The sequence below is a fragment of the Paenibacillus sp. MY03 genome (genome assembly GCF_002165585.1).
Classification (GTDB): Bacteria; Bacillota; Bacilli; order Paenibacillales; family Paenibacillaceae; genus Pristimantibacillus; species Pristimantibacillus agaridevorans.
On the sequence record NZ_MXQD01000004.1, the window covers coordinates 328,679 to 341,394 of the forward strand.

8 protein-coding genes are annotated in these 12,716 nt (G+C 58.5%); 3 read left to right on the forward strand and 5 right to left on the reverse strand.

Annotation, left to right across the window (positions count from 1 at the left end; genetic code table 11):
- Window positions 1-30 precede the first annotated feature (30 nt).
- The gene (locus B1748_RS04015) at window positions 31-1,635 is read left to right on the forward strand and encodes a response regulator (protein ID WP_087566571.1); all 1,605 of its coding nucleotides are present in this window, start codon (window positions 31-33) and stop codon (window positions 1,633-1,635) included.
- Here the strand turns inward: B1748_RS04015 and B1748_RS04020 are convergent.
- From B1748_RS04020 to B1748_RS04035, 4 genes are read right to left on the reverse strand one after another with little or no spacing between them, the layout of a single operon-like run.
- A complete protein-coding gene (locus B1748_RS04020) occupies window positions 1,607-3,394 on the reverse strand; it encodes a glycoside hydrolase family 66 protein (RefSeq protein ID WP_087566572.1) in 1,788 nt (595 codons plus the stop codon). The genes B1748_RS04015 and B1748_RS04020 overlap by 29 nt on opposite strands.
- A gap of 8 nt (window positions 3,395-3,402) precedes the next feature.
- Entirely contained in the window at window positions 3,403-4,233 is an 831-nt protein-coding gene (locus B1748_RS04025) for a carbohydrate ABC transporter permease (protein ID WP_214628753.1), read from the reverse strand.
- Between the two features lie 13 nt (window positions 4,234-4,246).
- Window positions 4,247-5,131, reverse strand: a complete 885-nt coding sequence (locus tag B1748_RS04030; protein ID WP_087566573.1) for a carbohydrate ABC transporter permease — start codon at window positions 5,129-5,131, stop codon at window positions 4,247-4,249.
- Between the two features lie 26 nt (window positions 5,132-5,157).
- On the reverse strand, window positions 5,158-6,504 hold the full coding sequence (locus B1748_RS04035; protein WP_179215367.1) for an ABC transporter substrate-binding protein: 1,347 nt from the start codon (window positions 6,502-6,504) through the stop codon (window positions 5,158-5,160).
- 164 nt (window positions 6,505-6,668) lie between these two features.
- Between B1748_RS04035 and B1748_RS04040 the strand changes: the two genes are divergently transcribed.
- Both B1748_RS04040 and B1748_RS04045 read left to right on the forward strand, forming a co-directional pair.
- The gene (locus B1748_RS04040) at window positions 6,669-8,465 is read left to right on the forward strand and encodes a cache domain-containing sensor histidine kinase (protein ID WP_179215368.1); all 1,797 of its coding nucleotides are present in this window, start codon (window positions 6,669-6,671) and stop codon (window positions 8,463-8,465) included.
- A gap of 6 nt (window positions 8,466-8,471) precedes the next feature.
- Window positions 8,472-9,737, forward strand: a complete 1,266-nt coding sequence (locus B1748_RS04045) for a response regulator (protein ID WP_087566576.1) — start codon at window positions 8,472-8,474, stop codon at window positions 9,735-9,737.
- A 206-nt stretch (window positions 9,738-9,943) separates the two neighbouring features.
- Here B1748_RS04045 and B1748_RS04050 read toward each other — a convergent pair whose 3' ends face one another.
- Window positions 9,944-12,691, reverse strand: a complete 2,748-nt coding sequence (locus tag B1748_RS04050; protein ID WP_087566577.1) for an alpha-mannosidase — start codon at window positions 12,689-12,691, stop codon at window positions 9,944-9,946.
- Between the last annotated feature and the right edge of the window lie 25 nt (window positions 12,692-12,716).

The following is a 12,716-nucleotide window of genomic DNA, read 5'->3' on the forward strand; positions in this document are numbered from 1 at the left end:
CATTTGAACTCATCGAAGGAGCGATAAGCCATGTATCAATTACTAATAGTCGACGATCAGCCGGATCTGGTGGAAGACCTGGCGACGATGCTTCCCTGGGATAGCATAGGCATCGGGGCTGTCTTCCAGGCCGGCTCCGGGGCGGAAGCCCTCGGCATCATGAAGGAGACGCCGATCGATATCGTCATCTCGGACATTCGAATGCCGGGCATATCCGGTCTCGACCTGATCGAGACCATTCGGGCGCAGTGGAGCCATGTTCGCTGCATTCTGCTCTCCGGCTACAACGACTTCGAATACGCCCAGCGCGCCCTGAAGAGCCAGGCGAGCGATTACCTTTTGAAGCCCGTCGAGGACGAGGAGCTGTTGAACGCGGTGCAAGCCGCCATCGCCTCCCTGCAGACCAGATGGATGGAGGTCAGCTCCCATCAAAGCGCGGTGGCGACGCTCAAGGACAATCTGCCCATCGTGCGAAGCCATCTCCTTGGCGCCTTGCTCAAGGGCCAACGTCATGCCGAGGCGGAATGGAAGAAGAAGCTGGCCATGCTGGAGCTGGGCCTCGCTCCGGAATCGTCCATGTGCATGATGCTGCTGCGAATGGAGGATTATTTTGTCGGCCAAAAGGAAAGCGACGGCTCCCTCTTCCAATACGCCATCGCAAACATGGCCGAGGAAATATTCGCGGACGGCTTCAAGCTCTGGCATATGAAGGACGATTACGGGTATTGCGTCTTCCTTATTCTTCCCAAAGTCGAAGGAGAAGGTCTGGATCTGCCAGCCATCGAGCAGAAAATGACTCATTTGCAGCATTGCGTGAAGCTTTATCTAAAGGGCACTGTATCGCTTGCCGCCAGCCGCGAAGCGAGGTTCCCCCGGGATATAGCGGGCACCTACGAAAGCCTGCTGAGCAGCTTCCGCCAGCGGATCGGCGGCGAACGCGACTTCTTCTACACGCTCGGGGAGGATCAGGAATCCTCGGAGGCGAGCTCGTTGTCGCAGCTATATCAGCCTCCGCTCCTCCATCACCTGCTTGAAGCAGGTCAATGGAATGCCGCGGAGGAAAAGCTCGGAGCCATCTTCGCGGAGCTCGCGCAGAAGTGGGGAGAGAGCCACGAACATATTCTGGAAACCTATTATTCCATCGTGAGCTCGCTCAGCTACAGCATTCACAAGAACAAGCTGTGGATGGCGGATATTATGGGACCCGACTTCAATCAGCTGCTCAGCGGTCCCCACTTCCATACGATTCATCAGCTCGAAGCATGGACGACCGAGGTCGTTGGAGCCTACCGCCTCAATGTGTCGGGACGCGCCCAAGACTCCCGCTCCGGCGTCATTCAGAAGGTGCAGGAATATGCCTCCTCCCATCTGGACAGCGCCTCCTTGAGCACGATTGCCGAGCATGTGTACCTGAATCCGTCTTACTTGTCCAAGGTGTACAAGCTGGAGACCGGCGAAGGGATCAGCGATTACTTGTCCCGGTTGAAAATGGAAAAAGCCGCCCATATGCTGCGCTCCTCGCAGGAAAAAATCTACGAGATCGCAGCCATGGTCGGCTATCAGAAAACCAGTTATTTCATCAAGGTGTTTAAGGAACGATACGGCGTCACGCCGCAGGAATTCCGGGATTCCTAATCACAAGCATATCCCAACAGCGGAGAGGCGGCAGCGCCATAACGGCAACGTTGCCTCTGTCCGTCTTCTCCAGCCTGTAGTCGATCGCGACCGGCCGTCCCCCGTTCGAATCCGGGCTTGCAAGGAGGACCGACGCCGGCGCATCCGCCACTTCGATCCGGACGATTCGCCCCACGACTGGCGTCGGCTGCTCCTTGGCTTCATTCCAGAGATCGTCCGTTGCGGACGCCAGATTGACGAAATGAATCTGCTTCAATTGTTCGTTTTCCCGGATAATGGTCCACGTTTTGCCCGCTTCCCCATACGTACTGTAATGGAACCCTTCGAAAGCGTATTCCAGATTGTCGCCATCCGCATGCGTCATGGACACGTCACGCAGCCCGGGAGCGTTCAACAAATGCCCGTACCGCACGCTGAAATCGGCATACTCCCGCACCGTCCGCAGGAAACCGCCGCGAAGCTTCGAATGGTCGACGTAATAACCTTGCGTCAGCACGCCGCCGTTCTCCCCATGCAGCAAGTGGCTCGCTCCATGTGCGGTTACGACCGCATTCAGCAGCCGGAACCCGTGTTCGGCTCCGTCCTCGCCAAGCGGCCCGACTTCCCGGAACGGCTTCAAGTAGGCCGCGAGAATGATATTTTTGCCGCCGCTCAAGTGTTTCGCCCAAGCAATGATATCCCTAAGATGATGGTAACGCTCATACGGCTTCCACACTTCCACGTAGATGGCATCCTGGCTCGCGCTTGCGACGGTATCCACCGGCCAATTGCCTACGTTGTTGAAGATCAGGCAGATGTCGTCCTTAAGCGGCGCCAGCGCCTCCCGCGTCGACTCGATCAAAGCAGGGAACTGCTCCGCAAGCCGCTCCAGCCGCGGCCGGCCGTCCAACCTCGACCACCCCGTCTTCGGGAACCCGTACGTATCCATATGGATGCCGTCGAAGTCCAGCACCTCCACCGCCTTGCGGTATTCGCCGACGATATGGCCATGCCACGGGCAATCCCGCGCAATATTCATAATGTTGAAGATACCGATAAAATCGAACGGCTCTCCCGCTCCCGTGTATAATCGCCAGTCGGGATGCCGCTCGGCGAACGGCTTGCTGGCCGCATACACCGCTCCGTAGGCGATTGCTTTCATGCCATGTTCATGGCACAACGTTATTTTCTCCTCGACCACGCCCCGGCTTACGACTCTGCCCATCAGATCGGTATATGCCGCCTCCCCGCTCACAAGGTCGTCATGCCGATACATCCAGTCGTAAAATTGCACCAGATTGACATGCAGCTTCGACATCCACCGAATATCCCCGTCATCGCCGGCCTCCTCCGGACCGAAGTCGCTCAGGAAGCCGTAGCGGGCCGCCCGCCGCCAATCCGAGACGACGTCGAACGCCGTAGACATGCGGGAAACGGACTGACTGGCGTATGTCTCGCCCGCAGGGACTGCATCCGCGCCCGCTGGTCCGGCAGCTGCCTCCATCAACTCGGCGTCTGCCCCATAACCGGCAAAGTCGGTAACGAACGGCCCGACGTCGAGCCGTATCGTCGCCGTTCCGTTCGCCGAGACGTCCACTTGCCGCTCGGCCACTTGCACGACGGCGTCCAGCTCGCGGATTTCGCAGCGCAAGCTCCCCTTCGCCGCTGCGCCGGAGCGGTTCGCAAGCTCGACAGCAAGCGTGACCGTCTCCCCGCTGCGATATTGCGCCTTCAAGGGATAAATATCCGTTATCGCGATCCCTTTTTCTTTTGCCTCCAACTATAACCTCATCCTTTCAGCGCGCCCGCCGTAATGCCCTTAATGAAATACCGCTGGAACGCCAGAAACGCCAGCACTGCCGGAGCCAGACCGATCAAGGCCGCGGCCGCCATCAGGTTCCACTTCGCCCCGTACGTCTGGAAGAACATCGACACCGCAAGCGGCACGGTGCGCATCTCCTGGCTTTGCAGGAAAAAGACCGCCTGTCCGTAGTTGTTCCAGATGCCAAGCCCGGTCAATATAATAACCGCCGAAGTGACGGGTCGGAGAAAATGGAACGTAACCCGCCAGAACGCGGTAAAGTACGTGCAGCCGTCCATTACGGCCGACTCCTCGACTTCCTTGGGAAGCGAGCGAATAAAGCTTGTATACAGAAATACCGACAAGGGCAGCGCGTTCGCCGCCGTCAGCAAAATCATCGCCCAGTGGGTGTTGATGCCGCCGATGGATCGCATGAGCGTATACAGCGGCACCGTAATAATGATCGCAGGGATCATAAGGCAAGCGAGCAGCGTGTTGAAAATCGCCAAATTCCCCCTGCTGCGGAACCTGGCAATGGAATAACCGGCGGAGCTGGCGACGAAGACGATCAGCGCCACCGCCCCGAACGTAATGATCAAGGAATTGATCATGGACCGTCCCAGCTTCGATCCAGCCCACGCGTCGGCGAAGTTGCCGAGGTGAAAGTCCGGCACAAGAAGCAGGCCGCCGAAGACGGTCGCCGACGGCGTGTTCATGGACAGATAAAGCAAGACGTAGAAGGGAATCAGGGCGATCAGCACCATGATCCCCGCAATCGTATATTTGGCCGCGGCCGATAACTTTCGATTCATTGTCATGGCGGGTACCCTCTCAAAGCTCGTATTCGGACTTTCTCGTAAATCGAAGGAACAACGCGACGGGGATCAAAATAATGACGAACAGGATCAACGCGACTGCCGTGGAATAACCCGTAAAGCTGCCGTACAGCATGCGCAAAATGTAAATGCTGAGCGACTCCGTCGCGTAGCCCGGCCCCCCGTCCGTCAACGCCACGATAATCTCGAACACCGACAGCGAGCCGATGATGTTCGTTACGACGTTGATCTTGATCGACGGGTACAGCAGCGGCAGCGTCACATAACGAAGCGCCGCCCATCTCCCCGCCCCGTCCATCCGCGCGGCTTCGTACATATCCGCCGGAATCCCTTGCAAGCCGGCCAGGTAGACGATCATCGTCATCCCGACGTATTGCCAGACGTTGACGACGATGAGCACGATAAGCGCCGAGGAGCTTTCGCCCAGCCAATTCACGTCAAGGGAACCAAGTCCGATTCCTTGCAGCACGTGAGCGAGATACCCCCGCTCCGGTTGCAGGATGAAATACCAGATGTAGCCCATAATGAGCGGGCTGATAACGGCCGGCAGGTAGACCGCCGCGCGGACGATCCCCCTGCCTGCCAGCTTCCTGTCCAGGAACAGCGCGTACAGCAAGCCGAACAGATTGAGCAGCGGCGCGCTGCCTAGCGCGAACCAGACCGTAATCATGACGTCGTTCCGCGCCCGGTCGTCCCGGAAGAAGTCGAAGAAGTTTTGAAATCCGACGAAGTTCGGTTCCGTCATGCCGTTGGAATCCGTCAGGCTGATCCCGATCCCCTGCATAAGCGGATAGAGGAAAAACAAACCGAACAGCAGGATCGCCGGAACCGCCATAAAGTGATGCAGGTTTCCGTTTATTTTTCGGAACATGATGCGCATGGTTTCTCTCTCCCGCCGTTCGGACTTTATTTATTCGTTGCGTTCCACGCTTTGTCCCACGCTTCTTTGTAAGCGGAAGCGAAGTCGACGGATGTTTTGTATTTGCTAGCCAGCAGCTCCTGCACCATGCGCCCCGCATCGTCGCCGGAGAAACCAGACGGCGTGTCGGTAAACGCGATGTTGACTCCAGCTTGCAGCGCGGCTGCCGCCTGGTCTTTGAGCGGTCCCCAATCCGCGCTGACGTCCGTGAACGCAGGAGGCGATTTCAGAAATTCGCTGTAAGCTTTCAGATTGTCCGGCTGGAACAGAAACTCCAGAAACTTCTTCGCTTCTTCCGGATGTTTCGACTCCGCCGCGATCGCGTAGACGGAATCCTCCGCCGACAGCGTCACCGGCTGCGTGCCGTCGACGATAGCCGGGAACGGCGAGAAGCCGATATCGCCCGCGATGTCCGGGTTCAGCGCCAGCAGATCGCCAAGCACCCACATACCTTGGCTAAACAGCGCGGACTTGCCGGTGACGAACGCTTCCTTCTGGTTGTCGTAGGTCGCCGTGAGGGCGTCGTCGTTCATGAGACCCGCTTCCTTCAGCTCCATCAGCCTGCCGGCGAACGCCTCGATGCCTCCGCCCTGCGCGTCGAATTGCAATTTATCCGCTTCGTTGTTGATAAATGCCGCGCGGGCGTCCGCCACGCCGTACTTCTGCTTGATGACGCCATGCGCCATAAATTCGATCAGATGGCCGAGCGTCCACGAATCTTTGCCGGCCAGGAACATCGGCGTCATGTCGGGTTTCTTGTCCTTGATCGTCTGCAGATTGCTTTTGAACTCCGCCCACGTATGGGCTTCCTTCAGGCCCAACTCCTCGAACACCTTCTTGTTGTAGAAGATGCCGGCCATCGTCACATTCGTCGCGACGCGATACTGTTTGCCCGACTTGATGTCGGTATTCAGTTCCTTGATCGCCGGCAGGACGCGGGACCAGAACGGCTCGTTCGAGAGATCGAGATATTTGCCCTGATCGACATAATCCTGCGCGTAGACGGTCGTAATGTCTGGAATGTCGCCGGAGGCGAACTTGACTTTAATGACATTGCTCGCATCCTTCTGATATTCCTGCTCGACCTTGATGTTCGGATTGTCGGCTTCGAACTTCGCGATCAGTTCATTGATGAGATCCACCGTCTCCACCTTGCCCGTAAAAAACTTCAGCGTAACCTTCTCCTGCGGCTTCTCTGTCGCCGAGGCGCTTGGCGAAGGTTGCGCCGTAGAGGCGCTTCCCTGGTTGCCGCCGTTGCCGGAACTGCAGGCAGCGGCAAGGGTCAAGATCAGGATGACGCTAATGAACCAACTCGTTTTTTTACGTAAAATCACTGTGTTTCCTCCCCCGAGGATCGATTTTGTGCTGCACGTTAAGCTTAAACGGTGTGAGATGCTTGTTGGAATACCTGAAAAATAAGATTGCGGTACGGTTTTTTCAGATCGTCTTCCAAGGCGCCGCGATCGTCTATACAATGGAGAAAAAGAGGAGGAGCGCCATGAAATCCATTGTCCCGATCCGAAGTTATCGCGAATGGAGCATTAAGACGAAGCTGCTCGCCATGACCGGCCTGCTGCTCCTCAGCTCCGTTTTTTTTGAATCCTATCTGTCTTATACACGTTATACGCGCGACTTTCAACGGCAATCCTCCGAGAAGGTTCAGCAAATTTTGGACCAGGTGACGCTTAATATCGATACGTATCTCGACGACTTGTACCGGCTGACGCTGTATCCTTACCGGAACGAAGGCATTATGGAAGCTCTTGAGGCGCCGCCCGGCGGCACCGAGCTGGAGCAGCTCGAGAAGCGGCGGCTGATCGAAAATTATCTGGACGAAATCATGATTTTCCCCCGCGGGGATATCGTGCGCGTCTCCATCGTTACGGACGAAATCTACTCCAGCGCCCGCTTGCCGACCAAGCTCGTGCCGGACGAGAAAATGAAGGAATACGATTGGTACAAACAAGCGCTCTCCAGCCGGGAATACATCTTTGTGCCGGACAGCGGTAGCGCCGCGGGCGAGAGCGGCGGCAAGGTGCGCACCTTCTCCGTCGTCAAGCAGCTTCGCAGCATCAGCAATACGCAGGTTATACTGGGCGTTATTAAAGCGGACGCCGATTATAGCGGCATTATCGATATTTTGGAGAAAGCGGGGATGGGAGCCGGAGGCGGACTTTATATTCTGGATGCCGGCAACGAATTTGTTTATTCGTCCGCCGACGAACACAAGGATACGGCATTGTCCGCGCTGGCTTCGCCGGCCTCCATCTCGGGCGGCTATCTGCTTAACAAAGCTGCCGTGCCGCGCATCGGCTGGACGATCGTCGCCGTCAGCTCCGTCTCGGAGATGAACCGCGAAGCGATCGCAACCCGCAACCGGGCGCTGCTGTTCTCCGTCGGAGCCGCGCTGATCGCCATGGTTGCGCTGATCGTCTTGACCCGGCATTTCCTGAAACCGCTGCTGTCGATCGTCAAGCTGATGAAGGAGGTGGAGTTGGGACGAACCGACGTCACCTTCCAGAGCGACCGGCGGGACGAGATGGGTTATCTCGCGGCGGCGTTCAATCGGTTAGTCGGTCGGATCGGCATAATGCTGCGGGAGAATACGGAGCTGGTGAAGGAAGTGTACGAATCGAAGCTGCTGCAGCAGGAAGCGCAAATTAACGCGCTGTTCAACCAGATCCGGCCGCATTTTATATTCAATACCCTGAACCTGATCAGCCTGTCCATGCAATCCGGCAAACAGGAGAAGGCGATCGAACATATTAATGCGCTGAGCAGCATTTTGCGCGGGATGTCATTATGGGACAAGGAGATGCCGCTGCGCAAGGAAGTCGAGCTGCTGCATGCTTATCTCGGCATTCAGAGCAGCAGGTACGAGGGGCGGTTAATCTACACGATCGATATCGATCCCGCCCTGTTCGACCATCCCGTCCCTGCGCTCCTGCTGCAGCCGATCGTCGAGAACGCGGTCGTCCACGCCTGCGAGCGGCGTAAGGACCCGACGACGATCGCGGTGTCGTCGGCGATGGAGCCGGGCAGACTGCTGCTCGAGGTGCGCGACGACGGGCCCGGCATGGACGCGGATACGATTGCGTTGCTGAGACGGAAGATCGAGCGGATGGAGGATGCGGGTGACGCCGATCGCCCCCGTACCGGCATCGGGCTCGTGAATGTGAACAAACGGATAAAGGTCAAATACGGCGGCGATTACGGATTGTTTGTCAAAAGCGCGCCGGGACCGGGCACAACCGTAACGCTCGCGATTCCATACCCGGATACGAAAGAGAGCTGAGCCGCCATGTACAAATTGCTGATCGTCGACGACGAGCCGATGACGAGGGAGTATATAAAAAACAAGATAGGCGGGCTGCATCAAGCGTGGGTCTGCGCCGGCGAAGCCGGAGACGGGCAGGAAGCGCTGGAGTTGATGGAACGAGGGGAAACGTTCGACCTTATCGTCACCGATATCAAAATGCCGGTCATGAGCGGCATCGAGCTGGCCAAGGAGCTGTCGGGCAGACCCGTGAAGGCGCGAATGGTTATTTTGTCCGGCTACGACGAGTTCGCGCTTGCCAAGGAAGCGATGCGTTACGGGGTGAACGAATATATGCTGAAGCCGCTTGTGAACGAAGAGCTGATCGCCGTGCTCGACCGGATGGCGGCCGAGCTGGATGCGGAACGAGCGGAGCTGGCCGCCTCCCACGCCTTATCCGAACAATCCCGGGAGCAAGTCGCCCGCAACTTCCTGCATGCCGTCGTGACGGACAATCACATGGAGCTCAAAGTGCTCCACCCCCTCCTGTACCGGCTCAAGATCAATCTGCTGGAAGCGGAAGGCGCCGTCCTGCTGGTCGATCTGGACGAAGGCCAGCTGCTGGAGCGCGGCATTACGCCGAGCGACCAGGCCTTGTTCCGCTACATCGTCCACCAGACTGCGGCGGAGCTGACCGAAGACGATGCGGGCGTCGTCCTCTTTGCGGATCATCAACAACGAACCGCCCTGCTTGTACCGGGCGACAACGGCGACGATGTCGCCCGGCGCTGCGCCGATCTGTACGCCCGGCTCGCACAGGCCGTCTTAAGCATGACCGGCCTTGGCCTGTGGGGCGCGGCCGGCTCGGCGGAGCTGGACGCGCTCCAGCTTGGCGCCTCGTATCGCTCGGCTGGAGCCGCCATGAAAGGTCGACATTTCGCGGATGAGCACCGGCTTCTCGCGCAGGCCGACGGCCGCGGCGAACATGAGCAGCACGAGACCGTCACCAAAATGAAGGAGTATATTCAGGCGCATTATGCCGAGCCGATCAGTCTTTCGCTAATCGCGGACAAGATGGGCATGTCGCCGGGCTACCTCAGCAGCCTCTTCCATCAGAACACCGGGGAATCGTATATCAAATATTTGACTCGCGTCCGCATGGAACGCGCCGCGCAGCTGCTCCGGGCCAAACCGCCGGAGAAGGTGTACGACGTCGCCGAAAAGGTCGGCTACCTCAGCGTCAAACATTTCTCTTACGTGTTCAAGCAACACTACGGCACGCCGCCGGGGGAATTCCAAATGCTTGATTAAGCGCTCAAAACACAAAACGTCCAGTTACTTAGTGTCTATCGGACATACACGACCTTATTGGCATCATCGCTGTTAGATTTTTCACAAGTCTGGGAGTTGCATAATTTCCTATAAAACAAATAAAGCGAGCCCGCCTGTATGGCTGGACTCGCTTCTCTTATTCTGGAAAGGATTCAATAATGATGTCTTCCGCTCTCAGTACGTTGTCATACGCGACAGCCAACCGTTAAGATTTCGAAAGGCCGTACGTTTAGCACGACGTTGTCGCCTTGTTCGACGGGAACCGCAACCTCATCCGTATGCCGTTCCAGAATATCGCTAACATAGGTTTGCGCGGCTCCCTCGGGCAGCCGCAACCGCAGTGCTTCGGGCTCCCCGCCCATGTTAAACCAGCGAAGCATGAGATCGCCGGATTCCTCGGCGATCTTCATCGACGAGAACGCGAGCGCTTCGCCCGTCCAATTCAGCGGGGACGCCGCCGGCTCCAGCTTGCCGCCGTGAACGCCGGTCTGCGCGCTTTGCCACTCCGTCTGAGCCTGGTACGCTTTTGCGTAAGCCTGGAAGCGGCCGCTCTCGCCGTCATGAGGCAGCAGCGACATGGCGAAGGAATGCTCGCCGAGACATTGGGCTTCCGGCGTCGGGAAGACGCCCCAATCGCCAAGCTCGCCGACGGCGCGCAGCAGCGTGACCGCGATCGTGTTGCGACCGTCGCGCAGCAGCTCGTATTCGCTTAAACCCAGGTTGGACACGACAAGTCCCGCCGCTTCCCCGCTCACGTCCACGAATGCCTGCTGATGCTGGCAGTTGCTCGGGTTCCTCCACTCGGCGGCCGGCTCGTTGTCCCGCTTCGCGGCTTCGAACACGGAATCCGCGTAGTGATGGGAAGCCCCGATATCCGTCGGGAACAACGCGCGAACGCGGTGATCCTTGGCTTCGTTGTTGAAGCTCACCTGGATGCCGACTTCGCGGCTGTCCCGCTCCAGCGTCACGAGAGCGCGGATGACAAGCTTGACCGTGCGTTCCTTCGTTCTTCCCCCAAGGCGATCGGGGAAATACACGGCTTCCCGCTTCTCCTTCTCGAACAGGTCGTCGCCGCAAGCCGGAATGTCCAGCTCGTGCACGATCGACAAGGACACGCGGAATGCGTTGTTCTCCTCGACGGAGATGACGGCGGGTTTGCCTTTCGTCAGAATCGCAGACTCGCCTTCCGGCTGCCTGAACATATATTCGTTGCCGATGTCGCCGGCATCCTCGAACACGAGCAGGTCGCGGTACGTTCTGCCGCTTGCGGCGTCGAAGAGCGTCATGCTGCCGTCTTCGGCAAGCTCGACGCGCAGCAAGCCGTTATCGAGGGCGCGCTCCCCTTGCAGAATGGAGAAGTCCGGCTTGGACTCGCCGGCCCCGGACACAGTCTCACGTACCCAGGCGTAGGAACGCCATCCGAGCGCGGGAACGCCAGAAGCCCGAAACGTCAGCTTCACCTTGCGGGCCATGTACGGCTGGCGGAACTTGTCGTCCGGCAGATCGTAGCCGAACTGCAGCCCCAGATCCTCCAACTCGCAAGCCACCGGCTGGCCGAGCTCGTTCACGAGCGCGCGGCCCTCCAGGCTGATCGCCTCCATGCGCCGGTTCATCTCCGGAAGCGGCACGCCGTCGCGGAAGTACAGGCGGCTGACGTCTAGCTCCACGGTTACGACGCCGGAGCGTTCCCAGCCGCTTGTGTTGAAGACCGCGAACGGCAGAGCATCGTCGCCGAAGTCCGCGAACCGGCTCGTGTCGATCCCGCTCACGATGGTTGCCAAGCTGTCTTGGACGATGGATTCCGCCATGTGGCGGCTCTTGTCGAAGCGGGTCACCATCTCGCGGTGCACCTCGTCGACGCTGCAGCCGCAGATGCTGTCATGCGGATGGTTCTGCATGAGCGTCTTCCAGGCGTACACGAACAGATGATGCGGATACGGCGTGCCGAGCAGATGCGCCATGGCCGCGAGCGGTTCCGCCGTCCGTTCCAGGATCGCTTGCCCGCGCTGATTCATCTGCTTCAGATAGACGCGAGCGGAAGCCGTGTTTACAAGCGTCGACCAGCCGTCCGTGCGCTGGCTGCGCAGCTCGCCGCGAACGACCGACAGGTCGCCCGAAAGCGATGAACGGACCGCGGCCAGGTAATCCTCGAAGTTGGAATGCACGAAGTCGATATCCGGATAAAGATCCTTGGCCTTCCGGATCGCGGAAGGCAGATCCGTCTGGATGGGCTGATGGTCGCAGCCGTTCATGTAGAGCAGCTCGCCCGTGGAGGCGTAGCGCCTAGCGTCGTCCAGCTTGCGCGTCCAGTAATCGCGAGCTTCCTCCTCGTCCACGGGCACCTCGTTGCCGTTGCTGTACCAATTCGCGAACAGAATGCCCAGCACGCGGGAGCCGTCCGGACCTTCCCAGATCAGCTCCGAGAACGACGATTCGTATTCGGAATCCGCCACTTGATTATTGAAGCCGGTCGGCTTGACGCCGCGTCCGAACAGGGCGTTGTCGATGCCGGACTGCTTCATGAGCTGAGGCGCTTGCCCCACGATGCCGAACGTATCGGGGAAGTACCCTACCTTGGCGATCGTGCCGTAAGGCTTCGCGTCCCGATGTCCGATCTGCATGTTGCGCACGTTGGCTTCGGAGCTGGTCAGGAACGCGTCCTGCAAAATGTACCAAGGCCCAATGCCGATGCGGCCCGCGGCGATCAGAGCTTCCAGTTCCCCTCTCCGCTCCGGCCTTACTTGCAGGTAGTCTTCCATGATAATCGTCTGACCGTCCAGGAAAAAGCTCTTGTATTCCGGATCGGCAGCCATCGTATCCAACAGGGTGTCCATCAGCGCGATTAGCCGGGCATGATGTTTCTCGTAGGGCAGATACCATTCCCGATCCCAGTGGGTATGCGAGATGATGTGCGCCGTCGTGCGGTTGGTCATGCTGTCCGCCCTCCTTCTCAATTCA